Here is a 24,962-nt window from a genome sequence, read left to right on the forward strand (position 1 = left end):
ACCTTATCTGGTTATTTTACTTTTCAAGTGGATGGAGAACTTTCGATGGCTGAACCAATGCTGATTGCGCTGCATAAGACTACCGAATGCCACATGCTGCCGGCCTTGGCCAACCGCCACGGCCTCATCACTGGTGCCACGGGCACGGGCAAAACCGTCACGCTGCAAACGCTGGCCGAAGGCTTCTCCAAAATCGGCGTGCCTGTGTTCATGGCGGACGTCAAAGGCGATTTGGCGGGCATCAGCCAACCCGGCACCATTTCTCCCAAATTAGCCGCTTCGCTGCAAGAGCGCGGCGTGCCCATGCCAGAGCCCATTGCGTGCCCCACCACCCTGTGGGACGTGTTTGGCAAGTCTGGCCACCCCGTGCGCGCCACCATCACCGACATGGGGCCGCTCTTGCTGGGCCGTATGCTCAACCTGAACGACACACAGTCCGGCGTGCTCAACATGGTGTTCAAAATTGCGGACGACCAAGGCTTGCTGCTGCTCGACCTCAAAGACCTGCGCGCCATGCTGCAACACGTGGGCGAACACGCCCGCGACTTCACCACTGAATACGGCAACGTCAGCGCCGCCAGCATTGGTGCCATTCAACGCGCCTTGCTGGAGATTGAGTCTCAAGGCGGCGATGCCTTTTTTGGCGAGCCTATGCTCAACATCCAAGATTTCATGCAAACCGATGCCAAAGGCATGGGCGTGATCAACCTCTTGGCGGCAGACAAACTGATGAACGCCCCACGCCTGTACGGCACGTTTTTGCTGTGGATGCTCTCGGAGCTGTTTGAGCAATTGCCTGAGGTGGGTGATGTGGAAAAACCCAAGATGGTGTTTTTCTTTGACGAAGCGCATTTGCTGTTCAACGAAGCACCCAAGGTGCTGATCGAGCGCATTGAGCTGCTGGTGCGCCTGATTCGCTCCAAGGGCGTGGGCGTGTACTTTGTCACCCAAAACCCGTTGGACGTGCCCGACACCGTGCTGGGCCAACTGGGCAACCGCGTGCAACACGCTTTACGCGCCTTCACCCCACGCGACCAAAAAGCCGTCAAAGCCACCGCGCAAACCATGCGCGGCAAAGCAGGCCTCGACATCGAAAAAGCCATCACCGAGCTGGGCGTAGGCGAAGCCTTGGTTAGCTTGCTAGACGCCAAAGGCCGCCCGTCCGAAACCGAACAGGTCTACGTGCTGCTGCCCGGCAGCCAACTGGGGCCCATCACGCCAGAGCAACGCCAAGCCCTGCTGGCCAACTCGCTGGTGGCGGGGGTGTATGAGCAAGTGATCGACCGTGAATCTGCCTATGAGCGCCTCAAAGGTGCGGCGCCGGCCAACACGGCCAACAGCGCGACGGGCCATGTGGCAAGTGCAGAGGCATTCGGTCAAGGTGCTTCTGGTGCGAACTCACCTGCAGGCCAAGCCGCCGCGCCATCGATGACAGACCAAGTGCTGTCAGGCTTAGGCGACGCCCTCTTTGGCTCCACCGGTCCTCGCGGCGGTCAACACCAAGGCTTGGCACAAATGATGGTGAAATCTGCCGTACGCAACATTGGCTCGGCTGTGGGCCGCGAGATTGTGCGTGGCGTCATGGGCAGTATTTTGGGTGGCCGTAAGCGCTGAAGCACACCGATCAACCGCAGTCAATCCTCAAACAAGCGCCCATAAAAAACGCCGCCTGTATTGCCACAGGCGGCGTTTTTGTGGGTAACAGCATCATCGAAGCGGTCTTTGAAAAGACCACGTCGCAGCGTTAGCTCGCCGCTGGCTCCTCAGAAGCCGTGTGCTCACCCTTCGCTGCCTTTTCCTTCTTAGGCAAAGGCGTGATGTCGAGCAGCACTTCTTCTTTGTCGTCGATGTCCACGCTCAAGCGACCACCGTCGATGAGGCGACCAAACAGCAACTCGTCGGCCAAGGCCTTGCGAATCGTGTCTTGGATGAGGCGTTGCATCGGGCGTGCGCCCATGAGCGGATCGAACCCCTTCTTGGCCAAGTGCTTACGCAAGGCGTCGCTGAAGGTGACGTCGACTTTCTTCTCGGCCAACTGACCTTCGAGTTGCAGCAAGAACTTGTCGACCACGCGCATGATGACGTTTTCGTCCAAGGCCTTGAAGCCCACGATGGCGTCCAAGCGGTTGCGGAACTCGGGCGTGAACAAGCGCTTGATATCGCCCATTTCGTCGCCTGCAGCGCGAGGGTTGGTAAAGCCAATGGTGGCCTTGTTCATGGTCTCAGCGCCAGCATTCGTCGTCATGATGAGGATGACGTTGCGGAAGTCTGCTTTGCGGCCGTTGTTGTCGGTCAGTGTGCCGTGGTCCATCACCTGCAACAGCACGTTGAAGATGTCTGGGTGAGCTTTTTCGATTTCGTCCAGCAACAGCACGCAATGCGGCTTCTTCGTCACAGCCTCGGTCAGCAAACCGCCTTGGTCAAAGCCCACATAGCCGGGGGGCGCGCCAATCAGGCGGCTCACGGCGTGGCGCTCCATGTACTCCGACATGTCAAAACGAACCAGGTCAATGCCCATGATGTAGGCCAACTGCTTGGCAGCTTCGGTCTTGCCCACGCCCGTGGGGCCGCTGAACAAGAAGGCACCAATCGGTTTGTCGGATTTACCGAGGCCTGAACGGGCCATCTTCACGGCAGACGCCAGCACCTCAAGGGCTTTGTCTTGGCCGAACACCACGCTCTTCAAGTCGCGTTCGATGGTTTGCAGCTTGCTGCGGTCGTCGTTGGACACGTTGGCGGGCGGAATGCGCGCGATCTTGGCCACGATGTCTTCAATCTCGGCCTTGCCAATGGTTTTCTTGCGCTTAGACGCCACCAAGATGCGTTGTGCCGCACCGGCTTCGTCGATCACGTCAATCGCCTTGTCGGGCAAATGGCGGTCGTTGATGTACTTGGCGCTCAGCTCGGCAGCGGCTTGCAACGCAGCCACGGCGTACTTGACGTTGTGGTGCTCTTCAAAACGCGACTTGAGGCCTTTGAGGATGTCCACGGTCTCTTGAACCGTCGGCTCGACCACGTCGACCTTTTGGAAACGGCGGCTCAAGGCCGCATCTTTTTCAAAGATGCCACGGTATTCGGTGAAGGTCGTTGCGCCAATGCACTTGAGCTGGCCGCTCGACAACGCAGGCTTGAGCAAGTTAGACGCATCCAGCGTGCCGCCCGAAGCCGCACCCGCGCCAATGAGCGTGTGGATTTCGTCGATGAACAAAATCGCGTTGGGCTTAGCCTGCAAGTTCTTGATCACGCCTTTCAAGCGTTGCTCAAAGTCGCCGCGGTATTTGGTGCCGGCCAGCAAAGCGCCCATGTCCAGCGAGTACACGATAGCCTCGGACAAGATTTCAGGCACATCCCCTTGGGTGATGCGCCATGCCAAGCCTTCGGCAATCGCGGTTTTACCCACGCCAGCCTCGCCCACCAACAGCGGGTTGTTCTTGCGGCGACGGCACAAGATTTGAATCGTGCGCTCGACCTCGTACTCGCGGCCAATCAGCGGGTCAATCTTGCCGTCTTTGGCGGCTTGGTTCAGGTTTTGGGTAAATTGCTCGAGTGGCGAAGCCTTCTCGTTCTTTTCAGACGTGGCACCGCCCTCTTCCTGCTCGGCTTGGGCTGGCTCACCGCCTTTGACGGCTTCAGGCGGATCGCTCTTTTTGATGCCGTGCGCAATGAAGTTCACCACGTCCAAGCGGGTCACGCCTTGTTGGTGGAGGTAGTACACCGCGTGCGAGTCTTTCTCGCCAAAGATGGCGACCAGCACGTTGGCGCCGGTCACTTCTTTTTTTCCATTGCCTGTGGACTGCACATGCATGATGGCGCGCTGAATCACGCGCTGAAAACCCAAGGTGGGCTGTGTGTCCACCTCTTCGGTGCCCGACACCTGCGGGGTGTTGTCGGCGATGAAGTTGGACAAGGACTTACGCAAGTCGTCAATGTTGGCCGAGCAAGCGCGCAACACTTCGGCGGCGCTGGGGTTGTCGAGCAATGCCAAAAGCAAGTGCTCAACTGTGATGAATTCGTGACGCTGCTGACGGGCCTCGACAAAGGCCATGTGCAAGCTAACTTCAAGTTCCTGGGCGATCATGTGGTTTCCTTCGTGCTTGCAACTGAGATTCAAATGTATATGGAAACAAAAGCCGTTTATTCAATAGGCCTGTTTCGTAAGTGCAAACGATAAGTTATTCGATGGGTTCGGCCACACATTGCAGGGGGTGTCCGGCTTTGCGTGCGGCATCTAACACTTGGTCAACTTTGGTGGCCGCAATGTCTTTGCTGTACACGCCGCACACGCCTTTGCCGTCCAAGTGGATTTGCAGCATGATTTGCGTGGCTTGTTCGCGGTCTTTGCTGAAGAACTCTTGCAACACCACCACCACAAACTCCATGGGCGTGAAATCGTCATTGAGCATCAGCACTTGAAACATCTGCGGCGGCTTGGTGCGCTGCGTCAGGCGCTCTAAGACGACCGATCCGCCATCGTCTCGGTCGGGTAATTGAACTTTTGGGGTTGGTTTTTTGGTTGGCATTGGCTTTACATCTGTTCAATCATCACATCGCCAAAGGCCGAGCAACTGACCTGCGTTGCCCCGTCCATCAGGCGAGCAAAATCGTAGGTCACACGTTTGGTGGCAATCGCGGCCTCCATGGCTTTGATGATGGTGTCGGCGGCTTCGGTCCAGCCCATGTGGCGCAGCATCATCTCGGCGGACAAGATCATGGAGCCTGGGTTGACGTAGTTTTTGCCTGCGTATTTGGGCGCTGTGCCGTGGGTGGCTTCAAAACAGGCCACGGTGTCCGACATGTTGGCGCCCGGCGCGATGCCAATGCCGCCCACTTGCGCGGCCACAGCGTCAGAGATGTAGTCGCCATTGAGGTTGAGGGTGGCGACCACCGAGTATTCGGCAGGACGCATGAGGATTTGCTGCAAGAAAGCATCGGCAATGACGTCTTTGATGATGATGCTCTTGCCTGTTTTGGGGTTCTTGACGCGACACCAAGGGCCGCCGTCAATCAAGGTAGCACCAAACTCTTTTTGCGCCAAAGCCAAGGCCCAGTCACGAAAGCCACCTTCGGTGAACTTCATGATGTTGCCCTTGTGCACGATGGTGACGCTGGGTTTGTCGTGGTCGATGGCGTATTGAATGGCTTTGCGAATGAAGCGCTCGGTGCCCTCAATGGACACAGGCTTGATGCCAATGGCCGAGGTGTCGGGGAAGCGAATGGTGGTGGCACCCATTTCGGTTTTCAAAAACGCGATGAGCTTTTTGGCTTCGGCGCTTTCAGCGGCGTATTCGATGCCAGCGTAAATGTCTTCCGAGTTTTCACGGAAGATGACCATGTTGGTTTTTTCTGGCTCTTTCAAGGGTGAAGGCACGCCTTTGAAGTACTGCACAGGGCGCAGGCACACAAACAAATCGAGCGCTTGACGCAAAGCCACATTGAGCGAACGGATGCCACCGCCCACAGGCGTGTTGAGTGGGCCTTTGATGGACACCTTGTACTCGCGCATGGCCTGTGCAGTTTCTTCGGGCAGCCACACATCGGGGCCATAGACCTGGGTGGCTTTCTCGCCTGCAAACAGCTCCATCCACTGAATTTGGCGCTTGCCGCCATACGACGTGGCCACAGCTGCGTCGACCACTTTGCGCATCACCGGCGTCACGTCCTGGCCCACGCCATCGCCCATGATGAAAGGGATGATGGGCTGGTCTGGCACATTCAGTGAGGTGTCGGCATTGACCGTGATTTTTTGACCGGCGGCAGGCACTTGGATGTGCTGGTAAGACATGAGCGGCGTTTCCTAGAGGGTGAAAATTTCACTTTCGATTCTAGCCAGCAGGCCTGCGATACAGTCGCAGGCATGAAGCGCGCACTGTTTACCCTCCTCTTTTCAGCTTTGGCTTTTACGGCCTTTGGCCAAGACACGCCACAAACCAACCTGCCTCGCATCAAGCTGCAAGCGGGCATGTTTCAAATCGACACGCAAGTGGCACAAACGCCGGACCAACGCAGCATCGGCCTGATGTTTCGCAGCGAAATGCCCCAACATGAGGGCATGTTGTTTGTGTTTGAACAACCAGCCACGCAGTGCTTTTGGATGAAAAACACCTTGTTGCCGCTGACCGCCGCCTTTGTGGCCGACGACGGCACCATCGTGAATTTGGCGGACATGAAGCCACAAACCACCGAGTCACACTGCTCTGCCAAGCCCGTGCGCTTTGTGCTGGAAATGCACCAAGGCTGGTTTGCCAAAAAGGGCCTCAAAGCCGGTAGCCGCTTGAGCGGCGTGGCGTTTAAGCCCTAAACGGTTGCGCAAAATACTCAGCGAGCAAACCCAACGCCAGCTGTAACGCTTGCGCCCACCCACAAAAAAGCCGCCTTGATAGGCGGCTTTTTCACGTCTCAACGGGCTTCACGCCCGTGAAAACACGCTGAATTAAGCGAAGTTGCTTTCAGCAAAAGACCAGTTCACCAGTTGGTCGAGGAACGTCTCAACGAACTTAGGACGCATGTTGCGGTAGTCGATGTAGTAAGCGTGTTCCCACACGTCCACAGTCAACAAGGCTTTGTCGCCCGTGGTCAACGGTGTACCAGCGGCGCCCATGTTGACGATGTCCACAGAACCGTCGGCCTTTTTAACCAACCATGTCCAGCCAGAGCCAAAGTTGCCCACGGCGCTTTTGACGAAGGCTTCTTTGAACGCGGCGTAGCTGCCGAATTTGGCGTTGATGGCTGTAGCCAATGCACCTGTGGGTTCGCCGCCGCCTTGTGGCTTCATGCAATTCCAGAAGAAGGTGTGGTTCCAAATTTGGGCAGAGTTGTTGTAGATGCCACCGCTGGACTTCTTGACGATTTCTTCCAGGGCCATGCCTTCGAACTCAGTGCCTTTTTGCAGGTTGTTCAAGTTCACAACGTAGGCGTTGTGGTGCTTGCCGTGGTGAAACTCCAAAGTTTCTTTGGAGTAATGAGGGGCCAATGCGTCGATGGCGTAAGGCAGTGCGGGGAGCGTGTGTTCCATGAAGTCCTCTTGTGTAAAAACGTGAATTGTAAAAACTAAATGCGCGTGGGTGCGGCCACCCGCAATTCAACCACGCCATCGGCAAGGGTTGCTTGCAGGGCTTGGCCTTCTGTGGTCTGCGCCACAGAGGTGATGGCTTGGCCATCGATGTCGCTGAGCCAGGCAAAGCCGCGTTGCAAAACGAGCTTGGGGTCAAGCAACTCAAGGCGCAAAGCGGCACGGTGCAAGCGCTCGCGGGCAGTGGCTGGGGTTTGCTGAACACCACGGGCTAGGCCGCTGGCAAGTGTGGCCAGCTCGTTGTGGCAGCGTTGGGCGCGGGTTTGCACCGCTTGGGTCAGGCGTTGTTGCAGGCGCAAGAGCTGCATTTTTTCAGTATTGAGGCCTTCCGACGGGCGGCCTAAGCGGGCTTGGGCGCGGTCTAGGCGTTGTTCGTGCGTGTCGAGGTGGCGGTGAACCAAGGTTTGCAGCGCCCCGCCCCACAGCTGCAGGTTGGACAACAACTCCGCTTGCGGGACCGCGCACATTTCGGCTGCGGCGGTAGGCGTGGGTGCGCGCAGGTCGGCGCAAAAGTCGGCAATGGTGAAGTCAGTCTCGTGGCCCACACCGCTGATGATGGGCACCGGGCTATCCACGATGGCGCGGGCGAGGTTTTCGTCATTGAAGGCCCACAAGTCTTCCATGGAACCACCACCGCGCACCAGCAAAATGACGTCGATGTTGGGTTGCTGGCTGAGTTGCTGCAAGGCTTGCACCAAGGTGGGCGGCGCATCTGGGCCTTGTACCAAGGACGGCGCAAGCACCACGGGAATATGCGGCACCCGACGTTGCAAAGCCGTGGCCACGTCGTGCAGCGCCGCAGCGCCCAAGGATGTGACCACACCAATGCCACGCGGCATGGTTTTGAGGGGCCGCTTGCGCTCGGCATCAAACAGGCCTTCGGCTTCAAGCTTGGCTTTGAGCTGCAAGAACTGCTCAAACCACGCGCCCTGCCCCGCGCGGCGCATGTTTTCCACAATCAGTTGCAGTTCGCCACGCGGCTCGTATACACCCAAACGACCACGGATTTCGACCAGTTCACCGTCCGCTGGGCGAAAGTCGAGCATTTGGGCGGCGCGCTTGAACATGGCGCAACGGAGCTGCCCGCCCGCATCCTTCAACGTGAAGTAGCAATGACCGCTGGCCGCGCGCGTGAAGCCGGAAATCTCACCGCGCACGGCGATGGGGTTGAAACGCGCCTCAAGCGCATCAGCCACGGCGCGGCATAGCGCGCCGACTGCCCAAATACGTGGCGTCAAACCTAGCGATTCCGTGGTCGACATAGAGGACTCATCCACAAAAAATATTTCCAAATCGTTTTAAGTAGTAAACCGAGAAAATCACCAAGCCACGTAGCAAGTCTTTGATTTAAAAGAGATTTCTACCGCCCATTTTTCGACCATTCTGTCAAAACATCCCATTCATGCGGCTTCAGACAGGGGCCAACAAACCTTATCCCCAAAGTTATCCACAGTTCGTGTGGATGGACGGCTGGGCCATAATTGTTGCCAATTGATTCACGGGGGTATTTGATTTGTTGTCCATCATACAAGCGGCGGGTTGGCCGATTTGGCCTTTGTTGGCGTGCTCCATCGTTGCCTTGGCGCTGATCATTGAACGCATGATGAGCTTGCGCCCCCACTTGGTAGCACCTGAAGGTTTGCTGACTCAAGCCCTTCAAGCCTCACACGACAACTTGCCTTCCGAAGATGCCATGACGCAGCTGCACGACCACTCGGTGTTGGGCCGCATCTTGGCTTCGGGCTTGTATGCCATGAAGAACGAACCACTCATCAGCGCGGAAGACCTGCGCTCGAGCATGGAATCGGCGGGCCGCCAAGCGGCCCACACGCTGGAAAAACACCTGGTGGCCTTGGCTACCATCGCCTCAGCCGCGCCGCTGCTGGGTTTGTTGGGCACCGTCATCGGCATGATCGACATCTTTGGCTCACAAGCCCCAGGCACCAGCAACCCGGTGCAGTTGGCACAAGGCATTTCGATGGCGCTTTACAACACCGCGTTTGGCTTGATCGTGGCCATTCCCACCTTGATGTTCTGGCGCTACCTGCGCGCCCGTGTGGATGCCTATGTGTTGGGTTTTGAGCTGGATGCCGAGCGCTTTGTGCGCCACCTGTTGCTCATGCGCGCACGCTTGAAATAACAGGCGCTGCAACACCATGGCCATGAAGTTTCATCGCGAAAAGAGCCCAGAGCCCGAGATCAACTTGATCCCGTTCATCGACATTTTGTTGGTGGTGGTGATCTTTTTGATGCTCTCCACGACCTACAGCAAGTTCACAGAGTTGCAGCTGAACTTACCCGTGGCCGATGCCGCGGCGTTGCCAGAACGCCCGCATGAGGTGATTGTGTCGATCAGCAGCGAAGGCCAGTTCAGCGTGAACCGCAATTTGGTCAACACCCGCGACGTGCAGGGCCTGAGCCAAGCCTTGGCCCAAGCCACACAAAACATAGACAGCCCCATGATCATCATCAGCGCAGACGCGCAAGCCAGCCACCAATCGGTGATGCTGGTGATGGAAGCGGCTCGCCGCAATGGCCTAAACCAACTCACCTTCGCAGCCCAGTCCTCTGGCGGCAAAGCCGACTGACGCCCATGACCCGCATGCGCCAAGCATTGATGCAGGCTTGGAATGGCCAAGGCGGTTGGGGTGAAGCACTGGCCTTCGCTTTGTTGCCCGTGAGCTGGCTATTTGCGGGCCTCGTGGCCATGCGCCGCGCGCTGTACCAGCACGGTTTTTACAAAACACAAACCTTGCCTGTGCCCGTCCTCGTGGTGGGCAATGTGATGGTGGGTGGCGTGGGCAAAACGCCCATCACCATGGCTTTGGTGAAACATTTGACCGAACAAGGTTGGCGTGTGGGTGTGCTGTCACGCGGCTATGGTCGCCGCACGACGGGCATCCAAGCGGTGACACCGACAAGCCTTGCCCCCGACGTGGGCGACGAACCTTTGCTGATTGCCCGCAGCTGCCAAGTGCCGGTGTTTGTCAGCGCTAGGCGTGTGGACGCAGGACATGCGCTGCTGGCACAGCACCCCGAGGTGCAAGTGCTGGTGTGTGACGACGGTTTGCAGCACTGGCAACTGGCACGCGACCTAGAGCTGTGCGTGTTTGACGAACGCGGCGTGGGCAACGGCCACTTGCTGCCCGCAGGCCCGCTACGTGAAAACTGGCCGCGCAAAGCGATGCCTCAAGCCACATCGGGCAATGCCGTACCTTGCTGGGTGCTGAAAACTTCTGGCAACGTTGGCCCACATGAGTTTGCCGTGCAGCGCCGCTTGGCCGATGTCGCCGTGCAAGCCGATGGCACACAGCGCCCACTCAGCAGCTGGAGCCACACGCCCGTGCAAGCCTTGGCGGGCATTGCCAAACCCGAGGTTTTTTTTGCCATGCTGCGCGACAAAGGCCTGACGCTGACCCGCTCGCAAGCCCTGCCCGACCATGCCGACTTGCAGCAACTGCACATCGACGCCTCACAAGGCGATGTGCTGTGTACCGAAAAAGATGCGGTCAAACTCTGGGCGCATCACCCACACGCTTGGGCCGTGCCCTTGCAAACCACCTTACCTGCTGCGCTGCTGAGCGCCATTGCCCAGCACCTCGCAGCCTCACCACACGCAAAGTTATCATCACCCCATGGACACCAAACTGCTTGAACTCTTGGTCTGCCCCGTGACCAAAGGCCCCCTTGAATACAACCGCGACACGCAAGAGCTCATCTCTCGCAGCGCGCGTTTGGCTTACCCCGTTCGCGACGGCATTCCTGTGCTGCTAGAAAACGAAGCACGCCCACTGACCGACGCTGAACTGAAAGCCTAAATGTCGTTTTGCGTTCTCATTCCAGCGCGCATGGCCTCGTCGCGCTTGCCCGACAAGCCTTTGGCCGATATTGCCGGTGTCCCCATGGTGGTGCGCGTGGCGCAACGCGCCAAGCTCTCAGGTGCCTCACGCGTGGTGGTGGCAGCCGATGACGCCCGCATCGTCGCCGCTTGCCAAGCCCACGCCATTGACGCCGTGCTCACCCGAACCGACCACCCCTCTGGCAGCGACCGTTTGGCTGAAGCCTGTGATTTATTGAAGCTGCAAGACAGCGACGTGGTCGTGAATGTTCAGGGCGACGAGCCCCTGATCGATCCCGCCTCCATTGACGCGGCGGCCCAGTTGCTGCAAACACGCAATGACTGCAGCATGAGCACACTGGCCCACACCATCGACAACGTGGAAGACTTTGCCAACCCCAACGTGGTGAAAGTAGTGCTCGACGCCCGCAACACAGCGCTGTACTTCAGCCGTGCCCCGATTGCGTGGTGGCGCGATGGATTTACCCAAGGTATGACGGCCCTGCCCACCCCCGCGCCGCTGCGCCATGTGGGTTTGTACGGCTACCGCGTTGGTTTTTTGCGCGAATTCCCAAAGCTGGCCCAAGCCCCGATTGAAGTGACCGAATCACTCGAACAGCTGCGCGCCATGTGGCACGGCCACCGCATCGCCGTCCACGTCACCGAGCATTCACCAGGCCCCGGCGTCGACACGCCTGAGGACTTGGCACGTGTCAGAGCCCTGCTGAGCGCTGTTGCGTAAGGCTTTCGAAGGGAAGCGCGTGATATCCTCGCCTAAGTAATAAAACGTATAGATACAACTAGGACCAAGCATGAGACTGATTTTGTTGGGCGCTCCCGGTGCCGGTAAAGGTACACAGGCCACCTTCATTTGCCAAAAATACGGCATTCCTCAAATCTCCACCGGCGACATGTTGCGTGCTGCTGTGAAAGCAGGCACACCACTGGGCATTGAAGCCAAAAAAGTGATGGATGCCGGCGGTTTGGTCAGCGACGACCTGATCATCAACCTGGTCAAAGAACGCATCGCCCAAGCTGATTGCGCCAACGGCTTCTTGTTCGACGGATTCCCACGCACGATTCCTCAAGCTGATGCCATGAAGGCGGCTGGCGTGAAGCTGGACTACGTGTTGGAAATCGACGTGCCTTTTGACGCCATCATCGAGCGCATGAGCGGCCGCCGTTCACATCCCGCTTCTGGCCGCACGTATCACGTCAAATTCAATCCACCGAAAGTGGAAGGCAAAGACGACGAAACAGGTGAGCCGTTGGTGCAACGTGCTGACGACCAAGAAGAAACCGTCAAGAAGCGTTTGGACGTGTACAGCGCCCAAACCCGCCCCTTGGTGGACTACTATTCTGGCTGGGCCAAGGCCGACGCCACTGCAGCCCCCAAGTACCGCGCTATCAGCGGCACCGGCACTGTGGAAGAAATCAAAGAACGCGCGTTTCAAGCCCTTTCGGCTTAAACCGATTCAAGCGCTGCGCTTGCAAACAAAAGCCGCTCAACAGAGCGGCTTTTTTGTTGGCGACTTGCTTTGACTACGCTTGCTGCGCCACAAGATGCATCAGCAAAGCCACGCGGGCCTGCACAGCGGTCAAGCCCCCCGCATGTGGCAACACATCAGCTTCACGCAACTGCACGCCACCTTGTGCGCAACGTGAGGCACGCAACACCTGAGCGCCCTGCTTTTGCGCGTCCAGCAAAGCAGCCTCTAAGTCATGGTGCAAAGTGCCATTGCCCGTGCCTGCCACCACCCAGCCCTGCGGTGCATCGTGCGCCGTCAGCGAGCGGACCAAGCGGCCATCGGCGCCTGCATGGTTGAACACCAGCTCCACGCGTGGCCAATGCGTGCAAGCCAACACCTGCGCCACGCTGGGCACACGTAACGCGGCGGGGTGCGTCACGCCTGCTTGCGAAGCGAAGGGATTGCGCTGATGGCTATGGCTTTTTTGCACAGCGTTTCCTGCATAAACTTGACCTGCGCACACCACAGACACACCTGATGCATCGGGCTGTTGCACCCAAGCCAAAGCGTCCTTGAGATTGCCAGGGCCATCGCTGTCAGGCGCATTGGCGGGCAGCATGGCGCAGGTGATGGCCACAGGTTTGGTAGGCTGCAACACAGTTTGCAAAAAGTAGGCTGTTTCTTCGAGTGTGTCTGTGCCGTGCGTGATGACCATGCCTTGCACATCGTCTTGTTTTAAGCAGTGCGACACGCGAGCCAGCAGGCTTTGCCAGACCGCAAACGACATGTCTTTGCTGTCGATTTGGGCCACCTGTTCGCTCAACAGTTCAATGCCTTCATGGGCAACGCCCTGCAGCAAATCGTCCACGCCCACTTGGCCAGCTGTGTAGTTTTGAGGCTGGGCTGCATCGCTTGCCAAGCCAGCAATCGTGCCACCTGTGGCTAAAACAACGATTTTTTTAGTTTTTTTTGCATTCATAGCTTGCCAAACTCAAAAAGCTGGTTAAAAATACAGTTACTGGATGCGCAAACAGTTGCATCTCTTAAGACACACATTGTGCAGGAGTCGAACCGATGATTGAAATGCCAAAACTTACCGCCCGTCAGCAACAGATTTTGGAGCTTATCCAGTCTGCCATTGCCAACACCGGTTCGCCCCCCACACGCGCCGAAATTGCAGCTGAGCTTGGCTTCAAGTCTGCCAACGCCGCCGAAGAACATTTGCAAGCCTTGGCCCGCAAAGGTGCGATTGAGCTGGTGAGCGGCACATCTCGTGGCATTCGCCTCAAAGGTGGCAACCAACGCAGCTACCAAGAAAGCACCTTCAGCGCTTCACCCTCAGGCTTCTCGTTGCCGCTGGTAGGCCGTGTGGCTGCAGGCTCGCCCATCTTGGCGCAAGAACATGTGGACCAAACCTATTTTGTAGAAAGCAGCTTATTCCAACGCAAGCCTGACTACTTGCTGCGTGTGCGCGGCATGTCCATGCGCGACGCCGGCATCATGGACGGCGACTTGCTGGCTGTGCAATCCACCCGTGATGCCAAAAACGGGCAGATCGTGGTGGCCCGTTTGGGCGAAGAAGTGACCGTCAAACGCTTTCGCAAAACCGCCAGCCACATTGAACTGCTCCCCGAAAACCCAGACTTCAAAACCATTTTGGTTGAACCGGGCGAGCCCTTTGAAATTGAAGGTTTGGCCGTTGGCCTGATCCGTAACACCATGATGATGTAAAGAAAGAACGACCATGAGCCTCGCACTTTTTGGCGCCTACCGCCTCCTCAATCCTCTGCAAAACGTGGTCCGCGGCTTCATGCCTGCACAAGCCCTGCAAAGCACACCTCGCCACTTGCCACTGCGCGTCGCTCGCGTGATGGAAGCGCAACACAACCGCAAAAACGCAGGGCGCATGGTCATCTCGGGCCGCATGGCCGATGTGTGCGCCGAACTCGACCGTTTGGCCGAGCTAGAAAACCGTCACTGATATTTGAAATAGGGCTCACGCGCCCAGCGTGAAGCCCCGTGGCACAAGGCACAATTAGGGGATGAACATTGTCATCCTCGACGACTACCAAGATGTCGTGCGCAAGTTGGCTTGCGCGTCCAAATTAGAAGCCTACCCCGCCAAGGTTTACACCAACACCATCAAGGGCGTTGGCCAGTTGTCGGTCCGACTTAAAGACGCCGAAGTGTTGGTGTTGATTCGTGAGCGCACCCAGCTCACACGCCAGTTGCTTGAAAAGTTGCCCAAACTCAAACTCATCTCTCAAACTGGAAAAATAGGCAGCCACATTGATATCGCGACCTGCACCGAACGCGGCATTGCCGTGGCAGAAGGTTCGGGCTCACCGATTGCCCCTGCTGAGTTGACTTGGGCGTTGATCATGGCCGCCATGCGCCGTTTGCCCCAATACATCAGCAACCTCAAACACGGGGCTTGGCAACAAGCAGGCCTCAAAGCGGGTTCGATGCCCACCAACTTTGGCCTCGGCCAAGTCCTACGTGGCAAGACTCTGGGTATTTGGGGCTACGGCAAGATTGGACAAATTTTGGCCGGCTACGGTAAAGCATTCGGCATGCGCGTGTTGATGTGGGGCAGCGAGGCCTCACGCGAACGCGCAGCCAAAGATGGCCTGAACGTGGCCGAATCACGAGAAACCTTCTTCGAAGAATGCGATGTGCTGACCTTGAACCTGCGCTTGGTCGACGAGACCCGCGGCATCGTCAAGTTGGCCGACCTCAACCGCATGAAACCCACCGCTTTGTTGGTGAACACCTCCCGTGCTGAGTTGATTGAGCCAGACGCACTCATCACGGGTCTCAACCGCGGTCGCCCTGGCATGGCTGCCATCGACGTGTTTGAAAGCGAACCCATCATGCAAGGCCACGCCCTGCTACGCTTGGAAAACTGCATCTGCACGCCACACATCGGCTATGTGGAGCAAGACAGCTACGAGCTGTATTTCGGCACAGCCTTTGACAACGTGGTGAACTTCATCAAAGGCACGCCCACCAACATTGTCAATCCGGGCGCATTGCAAGTACGCCGATGACGTTTTAGTTGGCCTTGCTGGCTGCGCGCTCAGCCATCAACGCCATGCATGCCTTGCGATCTGCGTTGACATGTTGCACCGACGCACGTTCCGCCATTTGCTGGTTGTAGGCTTTGACTGGCAGATGCGCCAACATATCTTCTCCGTACACCGCTTTGGACGCCATGGACACCAGCGGTAAATTCACAATCGCGGAGCAGTCAGCGAGCGTGAACATATCGCCGGCAATATAGGGCGAGAACTTCACCAGATTGCTCAAGCCTTCCACGCCTTTGGCGAGTTGTTTTCGCACACGCGTTTGCGTGGCTTCGTCCACCGCGCCACCAAAGAATGCTTGCGGGTACAGCTCGCGTGCCACCAATTCCACATGCAGCTCTAGATACGTGATGATTTCGCGCACCTTCGCCGCTTCAAAAGGCTCAGCAGGCATCAAAGGATGATGCGGATATGCTTGCTCGATGTACTCAGCGCACACTGCTGACTCGCTGATGCAACCATGCGGTGTCTCTAAAAAGGGCACTTTGCCCATAGGCGAACGCAGCAGAGTTGAGGACTCTAGAGGTTTGAGCCACACCAACTCTTCCTCAAATGGCACTACTTTTTCAAGCAGCTGAATTTTGAGTTTGTTGTAGTAGTTGCTGACAGCAAAACCGCAAAGTTTGAGGGTCATGAAGGCGCTCCAAATGGACAAAGGTTCGTTTCATTTTGACATAGCGCGTTTCACGCAACCACAACTCAAAAAAGTGGCACGGCTCAGCCATAATCTTTGCCATGAGTTCTATCTACAAAACCATTGGCATCGTAGGAGGCGCCACAGAGGCGCTGCAAATCGCATCAGAAGGCGTGGCAGATTTCGCCACCATCGACCGCATCTTGCGCGACCATGCCGGATTCAAACTTGGCCCTTTCCAACTCTTAGACCTCACCGGTCTGGACGTGGCACACGAGGCCATGACCTCGATTTATCAATCGCATTGGTCTGAGCCTCGCTACCGTCCAAGCGCGATCAGCGTGCAGCGCTTAGCCGCTGGTGCAGCAGGACAAAAGACGGGCAAAGGCTTTTACGACTACGTCGATGGCGAGGCACACATGCCGCCAGAGCCAGCCGTGCCAACGGTGGCAGAAATGCCCTCTGTCTGGGTATCGACCCGTGCCATGCGCCGTCCCGAATTGCTGCAATTGCTAAAAGACTTGGGTGCAAAGATTGAAACTGGCGCATCGCCTTCAGCTCAAGCGCTGTCGATCGTTGCACCTTTGGGTTTTGACGTGACCACCGTGGCCATCGTGGAGCGCTTGGACCCAGCACGCACCGTGGGCATCGACATGCTCATTGACGACAAGCTCACACAACGCCGCGTGCTGGCCACCAGCCCCGCGACACGCGCTGACATGCGTGATGCCGCACACGCGCTGTTTGCACGTGACGGCAAAGCGGTGACAGTGATTCGCGACAGCGGCGGCTTTGTGACACAACGCGTAGTTGCCAACATCATCAACATCGCATGTGACATGTGCCAACAAGGCATGTGCACACCGCAAGAACTCGAAGCCACAGGCGGGGCCGACTTGGGCCATGCGATGGGCCCGCTGGCGATGGGCGACAAATACGGCCCCACTGAAATTTTGGAAGTGCTGTTCAACGTTCAAACCGTTTACGGTGACACACGCTACCGCCCTAGCCCATGGCTGCGTCGCCGTGGCGCGTTGGGCTTGAGCTTGATGCACGTCGAAAGCTAAGCACTTCACCACCCACTCAGGCCCACACAAAGCGCGGGTCTCCTGAGTGACAAATTCTTACTTTCAGGTCACACAAAAGACAGGCTATGGACGATCCTATTCTTAACATCGAAGAACGCGAGGCCATCAACGCAGGACGTTGGTTCTCTTCTCTTTCACCTTCACTCAGGCACGACATTCTTCGATGCGCTTACGTCAAACGATGCAAAGACGGCGACTTGATCGCAGCTCGCGGCGACCCAGCCGAAGAGTGGATGGCTTGCGCGCGTGGCGCGGTGCGCGTGAGCTCAACCTCCTTGTCGGGCAAGCAGATCACCTTCACGTATGTGGAGCCTGGCATATGGTTTGGCGACGTGGCGATCCTCGACGGGGACCGTCGCACGCACGATGTGTACGCCCACGGCGAGACCACCATTCTTTGCGTGGCCAAAGCAGACTTTCAAAAAATTCTCAGCCAGCATGTGGAGTTCTACGAAGCCATGCTGCGCTTGCAAGCACGCCGCATTCGCCAACTGTTTGGTTTGGTGGAAGACCTCAACACCCTGCCCTTGCGCTCGCGCTTGGCCAAACAACTGCTGCACTTGGCACGCAGCTACGGTGTGCAGAGTCTGACCAACGCGCAAGAAATTCGCATTGGTTTGCATCTGGCGCAAGAAGAATTGGCGCAACTCTTGGGTGCCTCACGCCAACGTGTGAACCAAGAACTCAAAGCCATGGAACGCGAGGAAGCCATTCGCATCGAGCCGGGTGGCTTGGTGATTCGCAACCGCGACGCTTTGCTACACATCAGCGAAGCCGACCACTGACAGGAGCCCACGCATGAGCCGGGACGACACAGCAAACGCCCAGCCCGTGCAAGCGGCACACCCCATAGACACCGCAGCATTGGCAGCTTGGCTGAGCGCCAAGTTGCCGGGCTTTGAAGGCCCGATCTCGCTAGAGATGTTCAAGGGCGGGCAATCCAACCCCACTTACCAACTCATCACGCCAACCAAGAGCTACGTGCTACGCACCAAGCCGGGCCCTGTGGCCAAGCTGCTGCCTTCGGCCCATGCGATTGAACGCGAGTTCAAAGTGATGCAAGGCCTGTACGGCACCGATGTGCCCGTACCCCAAATGCATGTGCTCTGTGAAGACGAGTCCATCATTGGCCGAGCCTTCTACGCCATGGAGTTTGTTCAAGGGCGTGTGCTGTGGGACCAAACACTGCCTGGCATGCGCAATACCGAGCGTGGTGCAATTTACGACGAAATGAATCGCGTCATCGCAGCCCTGCACACCGTGAAGTTTGCTGGGCGCGGGCTAGAGAGCTATGGCCGCCCCGGCAATTACTTTGAGCGCCAGATTGGTCGCTGGAGCAAGCAATACCTGGCCTCCGTCACGCAGCCTATTCCTGAAATGGACCATCTCATGGCATGGCTGCCTGCCAACATGCCCGCGAGCGCCAAGGACGAAAACAAAGTCAGCATCGTGCACGGCGACTATCGCTTGGATAACTTGATGTTCCATCCCACCGAGCCACGCGTGTTGGCTGTGCTCGATTGGGAGTTGTCCACCCTCGGTCACCCACTGGCAGACTTCAGCTACCTGTGCATGGGCTGGCACATCCCGCCCGGCACCTTCAGGGGCATTGGCGGCGTGGACATTGCCGCACTCGGCATTCCCAGCGAGAGCGAAAACATCTACCGCTATTGCGACCGCACAGGCTTAGCCACACCGGCAGACCTGAAGGCCGACTGGAACTTTTACCTCGCCTACAACATGTTCCGCATCGCGGCCATCTTGCAAGGCATCGCCAAGCGCGTGGAAGCTGGAACAGCGTCTAGCGACCAAGCCAAAGCCAACGGCGCAGCTGCGCGCCCCATGGCCGAGCTGGCATGGAAATTTGCACAACAAGCCTAAAAGAATAACAGCGTCAAGGAATACATCACATGAACTTCGATTACAGCGACAAAGTCAAAGGCCTGCGAACGCGCCTGCTCGCCTTCATGGACGAGCATATCTACCCCAACGAACAACGCTTCTTTGAAGAAATTGCCGCCAACCGCGCCAAAGGCAATGCTTGGATTCCAACCGCGTTGGTGGAAGAACTCAAGCCCAAGGCACGCGCTGCCGGCCTGTGGAATTTGTTCATTCCTCACAGCCCACGCGTGCCCGATGGTTTGAGCAATTTGGAATACGCCCCTCTGTGCGAAATCATGGGTCGCGTGTCCTTCGCAGCCGAAGTGTTCAACTCCTCGGCCCCCGACACCGGCAACATGGAAACCTTTGAACGCTACGCCAGCGAAGCCCTGAAGGTGCAATGGCTTGAGCCTTTGCTACGCGGCGAGATTCGCTCAGCCTTCTTGATGACCGAGCCAGCTGTGGCCTCGTCAGATGCCACCAACATCCAATGCAGCATCGTTCGCGAAGGCAACGACTACGTCATCAATGGCACCAAGTGGTGGAGCTCTGGCGCGGGTGACCCGCGCTGTGCGGTGTACATCGTGATGGGCAAGACCGACACCACGGCACCCAAGCACGCGCAACAAAGCATGGTGGTGGTGCCTGCCAACACGCCGGGCGTGAAAGTGGTGCGCCCCTTGAGCGTGTTTGGCTACGACGATGCGCCGCACGGTCACATGGAAGTCACCCTCACCAATGTGCGTGTGCCCGTTGAAAACCTGTTGCTCGGCGAAGGCCGTGGTTTTGAAATCGCCCAAGGCCGCTTAGGCCCAGGTCGTATTCACCACTGCATGCGCTCCATTGGCGCAGCGGAGCGTGCTCTAGAACTGATGTGCCAACGCCTCAACAGCCGCGTGGCATTTGGCAAACCTTTATCGACTCAGGGCGTGTGGCATGAGCGTATCGCCGAGTCGCGCATCAAGATTGAACAAGCACGTTTGCTCACCCTCAAAGCCGCCTACATGATGGACACCGTGGGCAACAAAGAAGCACGCGCTGAAATTGCCATGATCAAAGTGATTGCACCCAACATGGCCAGTCAAGTGATTGATTGGGCCATCCAAGCCCACGGCGCAGCGGGCATCTCGGACGACTTCCCACTGGCCTACGCTTATTGCACCCAACGTTGGTTGCGTTTGGCCGATGGTCCAGATGAGGTACATCGCCAATCCATCGCTAAACTCGAACTTGCGCGGCACCTCACCACCGCATCACAAGAAGTTGAAATGCCCGTCACACGCGGCTGCTAAGGAAAACCAATGATCGACGTTTACTCATGGGCCACGCCCAACGGACACAAAGTACACATCATGCTCGAAGAGTGTGGCTTGCGATTAGGCCGCGATTGGGTGGCGCATCCTGTGAACATCGGTCAAGGCGAACAATTCACGCCTGAGTTTTTGAAGATCAGCCCCAATAACAAAATCCCGGCACTCGTCGATCCACATGGACCAGACGGCAAACCCATCAGCCTGTTTGAATCGGGCGCGATTCTGTTGTACCTCGCCTCCAAGACGGGCAAGCTCTTACCCAAGAGCGATCGCGCCAAATTTGAAGTACTGCAATGGCTGATGTTTCAAATGGGTGGCGTGGGCCCCATGCTGGGCCAAGCGCACCACTTTCGCATCTATGCCCCCGAGAAGATTGACTACGCCTACAACCGCTACACCAACGAAGCCAAACGCTTGTATGGCGTGATGGACAAGCAACTGCAAAAAACCAAGTTCATCGCTGGCAACAGCTACAGCATTGCTGACATTGCCATCTTCCCCTGGCTACGCAGTTGGCAAAACCAAGGCATTGATTGGGCCGACTACCCTCACCTCAAAGCTTGGTTTGATTTGATTGCAGCACGACCTGCGGTACAGCGCGGCGTGCAGGTGCTGGCTGACTTGCGTAAGCCGTTGCACGATGACAAGGCCAAAGAAGTTTTGTTTGGATCAACGCAATTTGCGAAACGCTAAAAACTCAGAGCGTTAAGGCAGTTTGATTTTCAAAATCTTGTTGCTGTTTCCATAGCCAGAATAGCTGGACAAACAACTGCCGTTTGTGACGTACAAATTTTCTTGAGTGCCATCCAAAGTGATGCCGATAGGACCACAAAATCCTACAGCGAGCGAGCCCCAATTGCCAACGCTATCGCTCAACAGAGTTTCTGTCGCTCCAGTGGTTGTATTGATTTTGCTGATGTAACCACCCGTGCCATTCGGATCACCTTGATTCACAACGTACGCAAAACCAGTAGACGACACCACAACGCCATTAGGTTTTTGTAAAGGCCCCCACTTCGCAGGTGTGACCTCGGTCAAAACAGTTAATCCAGCACTAGGGTTGGTGGGATTCAGAAAACCAATTTTGTTGTCATCTAAAGTCAAGTAAATACGTGCGTTGAGAGTGTCTGCAGCCATCGCCATCGGTGTAGCGCCTAAGCCTGTGATGAAAACAGGATTTGAAAAATTTGTGTACGCCAACACATTGCTGCTATTGGCGACAAACAACATATTGGAGGCATAAAAAACCATGCCATCAAAATTATTCAAGGCATAGGCCACTTTGGGCGTCAAGCTGCCTAATTCGAAAATCGTATCTTCGCCGCTAGTGATATTTCCTGTGTGATAAACCAGTCCCGACTGCACACCGATGCCCACGGCATCGGCGACAGAATAAGAAGTGACAAAACTCCCTGTTGAATTCAAAACAAGAATTCCCGATTGATACGCTACATAAAGATTGGCACCAGAAAATACCAAATGTTTAGGCGCAGCAATCGTTGGGCCAAATACTGAGACGGAAGCCACGGGCACTGGCGGGGTCACAGGCGGTTGCGAATTGACGACGGCTGGGCTGCCTCCACCCCCGCCCCCACCGCAGCCTAGTAAAGCTGCAGCTAACACACCCATCCAGATTGACCGTTTTATATTCATTCTGTTCATTGAATCGACTCGAATTCACTTTACTTGATTTACGAGAACGTGCACGAACCACAAACTGATAAAGTTAACCCTGTTACAACCGATTCATAAGACGTCATGTTTAAGAAGTTTTTCCTGTTGACCTGCCTGCTCCTGTCCGTGTGGACGGGTGTGCTTGCGCAAGACAAACCGACTGCATCACGTGCTCTGTTGGCTCGCCCACCTCAATCTGGGGCCGAACCCATGTTGTTGCTGGGGCCGAAGAATCGTCCCTACACCGAAATCTTGGTTCACACCACCAAGCTCGACTACTTTGATTGCAACGGTATCGTGGCACCTTGGTTTCGTGAACTGGTCGTGGCAGAGATGAACTATTTTGCCGAATTGGTTGATTTGCCATTCGTCAAAGGTGATGCCTGCGTGGTGAGTATTGGCACCGACAAAAGCTTGACACCTGGGCGTATCAACATTCACCTTTATGTGAACCAGCAGCGCTTGACGGCTTGCGTGCGCAACGAACAATGCCCGGTGTTTCGCAGCATCAGCCTGATTCCTAAAGACAAAGTGCTTTACCGTTCTTACTTCTTGTCAGATATGTCACGCAAGCTCATCTCTCAACAATGCGTCACAGACAAAGGCAAGTTGTTCACAGACACCACTTGTTATACCGTCCCTTAAGGCTTTTTTGCCTGCGGAGCTAAAGCCTCCCCTTGAACAGTCGATCTTCTAGGGATATGCGTTTTTCAACCTTCACACTTCTCGCGACGACTCTGCTGATGACGAGCCTCATGGGCTCGCCAGCGTTTGCGAATGATCCGCCTAAGAAGGCTGCGGCCAAAGAGGAACCGCCTAAGCCGAAATTCGACTACATCGAAGAAAATGGTGAAGTTGGACGCAGCGGTTACATCTACAAACGCGTGGCTAAACCGAAGTTTGAGGAGCCCCAAGAAGTTCCTAAAGCTGAGCCCAAAGAAGCGCATAAGCCAGAACCCAAAGACGACCACGGCAAAAAAGACGACGGCCACGGTGCGCCTAAAAAAGAAGAGAAAAAGGACGATGGCCACGGTGCTCCTCCTAAAAAGGACGAAAAGAAGAAAGACGATGGCCATGGTGACCCTAAAAAGGACGCCAAAAAAGGTGGTGATGGTCACGGCGGAGGTCACGGCAAAGCCGATAAAAAGGCCCCCCCCCCTGCTGTGAGTGCCATTTACGACGCTGCCATCATCCAGCTCGATAGCAACAACCGACCGCTCACGCCCGTGGTGTTTACGAATACGTATGCCGATTACTTTGTGTGTCACAAAACCATCAAAGCCAAATACCGTGACACGGTGCTGTCTGAGATGAACACCTTTGCCGATCGCATGGGCCTACCCCACGCGCAAGACATGCCTTGCATGATCAAGGTGGCCAAACCCAAAACAAAGTTTCCGGGTGCGATTTACATTGAGTTTTATGTCGACGACAAAGCCGAAAAAGAATGCATCAAAAAAGGCGAATGTGGTTCGACACGTCTCATGATGTTGCACCCTAAAGACAAAACAGGCATCAAGAGCAAAGAGCTCTACCGCTCTTACGTGCTGACCGACGAAAAGAAGTTCCGTCGTGCCAATTTCTGCGTGAGCCCAGATGGCCAGTTACTTGGAGAAAAGAACTGCTACGTGGCGTTGAACCCAGACTGGTTATTCAACTAAGTGACGTGTTTCAAAAGGTGGCCTGTCCGACAGGAATCGAACCTGTGACCCACAACTTAGAAGGTTGTTGCTCTATCCAACTGAGCTACGGACAGAAATGAAAAAAGGCCTCGAAATTCGAGGCCTTTTTTGCTTTTGTGGTCGGGGCGATAGGATTCGAACCTACGACCCTCTGGTCCCAAACCAGATGCGCTACCAGGCTGCGCTACGCCCCGATTTGGTTATTGTAACTCGCAAATGACCTCTTTTCAGTCGCGATCGAAATGAAAATCTAGTGGCGATGTTGATTCACAATTGAGACGTGAAAATTGATTTTGATGGCATACAAGCATTTGTGGTGACGGCAGAACTCGGCGGCTTCAACAAAGCCGCCGACCAGCTACACATCACGCAAACCGCACTCACACGCCGGGTGCAAAAACTCGAGGCTTATTTGGGCTTAAAGCTGCTTGACCGCACCACGCGTCGCGTCGAGATGACCGCTGTTGGCCGTGACTTTTTACCCCAAGCCCGCGCCATCGTGAATGAAATGACCTCTGCAGTGGGCCGTCTCAAAGACATGTCACAGCATGCGAAAGGCAACTTCACCCTCGCCTGCGTGCCCAGCATGGCCGCACACATGCTGCCTGAGCTGATTCGTCAATATGCCGATGAGTGCCCGGGTAACCGCATTCGTCTCTTGGATGCGGCTTCTTACGAAGTGCGTGAGGCTGTACTCAACCACCAAGCCGAAATTGGCATTGCGGTGAACGGCGAAGTTCACCCCGACCTCATTGAAACCCCTTTGTTTGACGACCCCTTGGTCTTCATTTGTCGAGACACGCATCCACTGCAAGGCAAAGACACCGTGACATGGGCAGACATGCGCGAAGCCGACTTGATTGTGGTGAGCAACTTCATGGCCACCCGTGTGTTCATGGACTACCAGTTGGCCAAGCACGGCATCCGGCTCAACGGCAACTATGAAGTTCAACACCACGCCACGGCTATCAATCTGGTCGCAGCAGGTGTGGGCTGCGCCATCCTGCCTTCCTCCACCTTGCTAGAAGGTGACCGCGCCCATGTGCGCAAAATCACCTTGACTGGGCCTGTGGTGAAACGCAGAGTGGCTTTGCTGCGCCACAAAAACACCAGCCTTTCGCCAGCCGCCCAAGCCTTTTATGAGTTGATTCAAAAAGCACACCTCAAGCCCAAGACATCAAAAACCCAATTGATGCGAAAAACGAAATAATCAAAGCATATATTTCAC

At 56.2% G+C, this 24,962-nt stretch carries 26 protein-coding genes, 2 tRNA genes and 1 pseudogene; 19 read left to right on the top strand and 10 right to left on the bottom strand.

The window, feature by feature from the left end:
* Nucleotides 1-45 precede the first annotated feature (45 nt).
* Nucleotides 46-1,614, top strand: coding sequence for a helicase HerA-like domain-containing protein (locus B9Z44_RS00125; RefSeq protein WP_108401371.1), 1,569 nt, complete (start codon nt 46-48; stop codon nt 1,612-1,614).
* Between the two features lie 130 nt (nt 1,615-1,744).
* On the opposite strand, the gene clpA is transcribed toward B9Z44_RS00125, so the two are convergent.
* The 3 genes from clpA to icd form a co-directional block, all read right to left on the bottom strand.
* A complete protein-coding gene (gene clpA, locus B9Z44_RS00130; RefSeq protein WP_108401372.1) occupies nt 1,745-4,078 on the bottom strand; it encodes an ATP-dependent Clp protease ATP-binding subunit ClpA in 2,334 nt (777 codons plus the stop codon).
* Between the two features lie 94 nt (nt 4,079-4,172).
* Entirely contained in the window at nt 4,173-4,520 is a 348-nt protein-coding gene (gene clpS / locus B9Z44_RS00135) for an ATP-dependent Clp protease adapter ClpS (protein WP_108358686.1), read from the bottom strand.
* Nucleotides 4,521-4,525: 5 nt separating this feature from the next.
* Nucleotides 4,526-5,782, bottom strand: a complete 1,257-nt coding sequence (gene icd, locus B9Z44_RS00140) for an NADP-dependent isocitrate dehydrogenase (RefSeq protein ID WP_108358687.1) — start codon at nt 5,780-5,782, stop codon at nt 4,526-4,528.
* A 72-nt stretch (nt 5,783-5,854) separates the two neighbouring features.
* Here icd and B9Z44_RS00145 point away from each other — a divergent pair, with 72 nt between their 5' ends.
* Nucleotides 5,855-6,298: a DUF192 domain-containing protein gene (locus B9Z44_RS00145; protein ID WP_108358688.1), complete on the top strand. Its 444-nt coding sequence runs from the start codon at nt 5,855-5,857 to the stop codon at nt 6,296-6,298.
* Nucleotides 6,299-6,430: 132 nt separating this feature from the next.
* Here the strand turns inward: B9Z44_RS00145 and B9Z44_RS00150 are convergent, their stop codons facing one another.
* Both B9Z44_RS00150 and xseA read right to left on the bottom strand, forming a co-directional pair.
* Nucleotides 6,431-7,012, bottom strand: a complete 582-nt coding sequence (locus tag B9Z44_RS00150; RefSeq protein WP_108358689.1) for a Fe-Mn family superoxide dismutase — start codon at nt 7,010-7,012, stop codon at nt 6,431-6,433.
* A 35-nt stretch (nt 7,013-7,047) separates the two neighbouring features.
* Nucleotides 7,048-8,331: an exodeoxyribonuclease VII large subunit gene (gene xseA, locus B9Z44_RS00155; protein ID WP_108358690.1), complete on the bottom strand. Its 1,284-nt coding sequence runs from the start codon at nt 8,329-8,331 to the stop codon at nt 7,048-7,050.
* A gap of 251 nt (nt 8,332-8,582) precedes the next feature.
* On the opposite strand from xseA, the gene B9Z44_RS00160 reads away from it, so the two are divergent.
* The 6 genes from B9Z44_RS00160 to adk all read left to right on the top strand — a co-directional run bounded on the left by B9Z44_RS00160 (nt 8,583) and on the right by adk (nt 12,376).
* Complete coding sequence (locus tag B9Z44_RS00160; RefSeq protein WP_108358691.1) at nt 8,583-9,209, top strand: MotA/TolQ/ExbB proton channel family protein; 627 nt, start codon at nt 8,583-8,585, stop codon at nt 9,207-9,209.
* A 22-nt stretch (nt 9,210-9,231) separates the two neighbouring features.
* On the top strand, nt 9,232-9,657 hold the full coding sequence (locus tag B9Z44_RS00165; RefSeq protein ID WP_108358891.1) for an ExbD/TolR family protein: 426 nt from the start codon (nt 9,232-9,234) through the stop codon (nt 9,655-9,657).
* A gap of 5 nt (nt 9,658-9,662) precedes the next feature.
* Nucleotides 9,663-10,724: a tetraacyldisaccharide 4'-kinase gene (lpxK, locus tag B9Z44_RS00170; protein ID WP_233246856.1), complete on the top strand. Its 1,062-nt coding sequence runs from the start codon at nt 9,663-9,665 to the stop codon at nt 10,722-10,724.
* On the top strand, nt 10,705-10,887 hold the full coding sequence (locus B9Z44_RS00175) for a Trm112 family protein (RefSeq protein ID WP_108358692.1): 183 nt from the start codon (nt 10,705-10,707) through the stop codon (nt 10,885-10,887). The genes lpxK and B9Z44_RS00175 overlap by 20 nt, the downstream gene beginning before the upstream one ends.
* Nucleotides 10,888-11,649, top strand: a complete 762-nt coding sequence (gene kdsB, locus B9Z44_RS00180; protein ID WP_108401373.1) for a 3-deoxy-manno-octulosonate cytidylyltransferase — start codon at nt 10,888-10,890, stop codon at nt 11,647-11,649.
* A gap of 70 nt (nt 11,650-11,719) precedes the next feature.
* Entirely contained in the window at nt 11,720-12,376 is a 657-nt protein-coding gene (adk, locus tag B9Z44_RS00185) for an adenylate kinase (protein ID WP_108358694.1), read from the top strand.
* Between the two features lie 73 nt (nt 12,377-12,449).
* On the opposite strand, the gene B9Z44_RS00190 is transcribed toward adk, so the two are convergent.
* Nucleotides 12,450-13,355 (bottom strand): asparaginase, encoded by a 906-nt coding sequence (locus tag B9Z44_RS00190; RefSeq protein ID WP_108401374.1) that lies wholly within the window; start codon nt 13,353-13,355, stop codon nt 12,450-12,452.
* 95 nt (nt 13,356-13,450) lie between these two features.
* On the opposite strand from B9Z44_RS00190, the gene lexA reads away from it, so the two are divergent.
* From lexA to B9Z44_RS00205, 3 genes are all read left to right on the top strand, one after another.
* Entirely contained in the window at nt 13,451-14,107 is a 657-nt protein-coding gene (gene lexA / locus B9Z44_RS00195) for a transcriptional repressor LexA (RefSeq protein WP_108358696.1), read from the top strand.
* Between the two features lie 13 nt (nt 14,108-14,120).
* Entirely contained in the window at nt 14,121-14,357 is a 237-nt protein-coding gene (locus B9Z44_RS00200) for a hypothetical protein (RefSeq protein WP_108358697.1), read from the top strand.
* Nucleotides 14,358-14,418: 61 nt separating this feature from the next.
* On the top strand, nt 14,419-15,426 hold the full coding sequence (locus B9Z44_RS00205) for a D-2-hydroxyacid dehydrogenase family protein (protein ID WP_108358698.1): 1,008 nt from the start codon (nt 14,419-14,421) through the stop codon (nt 15,424-15,426).
* 4 nt (nt 15,427-15,430) lie between these two features.
* Here B9Z44_RS00205 and B9Z44_RS00210 read toward each other — a convergent pair whose 3' ends face one another.
* Nucleotides 15,431-16,096: a glutathione S-transferase family protein gene (locus B9Z44_RS00210; RefSeq protein ID WP_108401376.1), complete on the bottom strand. Its 666-nt coding sequence runs from the start codon at nt 16,094-16,096 to the stop codon at nt 15,431-15,433.
* Nucleotides 16,097-16,230: 134 nt separating this feature from the next.
* On the opposite strand from B9Z44_RS00210, the pseudogene B9Z44_RS00215 reads away from it, so the two are divergent.
* From B9Z44_RS00215 to B9Z44_RS00235, 5 genes and pseudogenes are all read left to right on the top strand, one after another.
* Nucleotides 16,231-17,163 (top strand): annotated as a pseudogene (locus B9Z44_RS00215) (3-hydroxyacyl-CoA dehydrogenase family protein); the annotation flags it as partial.
* Nucleotides 17,164-17,249: 86 nt separating this feature from the next.
* A complete protein-coding gene (locus B9Z44_RS00220) occupies nt 17,250-17,969 on the top strand; it encodes a Crp/Fnr family transcriptional regulator (RefSeq protein WP_108358701.1) in 720 nt (239 codons plus the stop codon).
* A 13-nt stretch (nt 17,970-17,982) separates the two neighbouring features.
* Nucleotides 17,983-19,065: a phosphotransferase gene (locus B9Z44_RS00225; RefSeq protein WP_108358702.1), complete on the top strand. Its 1,083-nt coding sequence runs from the start codon at nt 17,983-17,985 to the stop codon at nt 19,063-19,065.
* Between the two features lie 29 nt (nt 19,066-19,094).
* The gene (locus tag B9Z44_RS00230; protein WP_108401378.1) at nt 19,095-20,357 is read left to right on the top strand and encodes an acyl-CoA dehydrogenase family protein; all 1,263 of its coding nucleotides are present in this window, start codon (nt 19,095-19,097) and stop codon (nt 20,355-20,357) included.
* A gap of 9 nt (nt 20,358-20,366) precedes the next feature.
* Entirely contained in the window at nt 20,367-21,071 is a 705-nt protein-coding gene (locus tag B9Z44_RS00235; protein ID WP_108401379.1) for a glutathione binding-like protein, read from the top strand.
* A gap of 12 nt (nt 21,072-21,083) precedes the next feature.
* Here B9Z44_RS00235 and B9Z44_RS00240 read toward each other — a convergent pair whose 3' ends face one another.
* On the bottom strand, nt 21,084-22,040 hold the full coding sequence (locus B9Z44_RS00240) for a YncE family protein (protein ID WP_146180564.1): 957 nt from the start codon (nt 22,038-22,040) through the stop codon (nt 21,084-21,086).
* 117 nt (nt 22,041-22,157) lie between these two features.
* Here B9Z44_RS00240 and B9Z44_RS00245 point away from each other — a divergent pair, with 117 nt between their 5' ends.
* Together B9Z44_RS00245 and B9Z44_RS00250 are read left to right on the top strand one after the other, a co-directional pair.
* Nucleotides 22,158-22,697, top strand: a complete 540-nt coding sequence (locus B9Z44_RS00245) for a hypothetical protein (protein ID WP_146179018.1) — start codon at nt 22,158-22,160, stop codon at nt 22,695-22,697.
* Nucleotides 22,698-22,795: 98 nt separating this feature from the next.
* On the top strand, nt 22,796-23,713 hold the full coding sequence (locus B9Z44_RS00250) for a hypothetical protein (protein WP_108358707.1): 918 nt from the start codon (nt 22,796-22,798) through the stop codon (nt 23,711-23,713).
* A gap of 18 nt (nt 23,714-23,731) precedes the next feature.
* Here the strand turns inward: B9Z44_RS00250 and B9Z44_RS00255 are convergent.
* Nucleotides 23,732-23,808 (bottom strand) — tRNA-Arg (locus B9Z44_RS00255).
* A gap of 43 nt (nt 23,809-23,851) precedes the next feature.
* A tRNA-Pro gene (locus B9Z44_RS00260) sits at nt 23,852-23,928 on the bottom strand.
* Between the two features lie 86 nt (nt 23,929-24,014).
* Between B9Z44_RS00260 and B9Z44_RS00265 the strand changes: the two genes are divergently transcribed.
* Nucleotides 24,015-24,944 carry a LysR family transcriptional regulator gene (locus B9Z44_RS00265; protein WP_108358708.1) on the top strand — a complete coding sequence of 310 codons (930 nt, stop codon included), beginning with the start codon at nt 24,015-24,017 and terminating at the stop codon, nt 24,942-24,944.
* Nucleotides 24,945-24,962 lie beyond the last annotated feature (18 nt).

The sequence above is a fragment of the Limnohabitans curvus genome (genome assembly GCF_003063475.1).
Taxonomy (GTDB): domain Bacteria; phylum Pseudomonadota; class Gammaproteobacteria; order Burkholderiales; family Burkholderiaceae_C; genus Limnohabitans; species Limnohabitans curvus.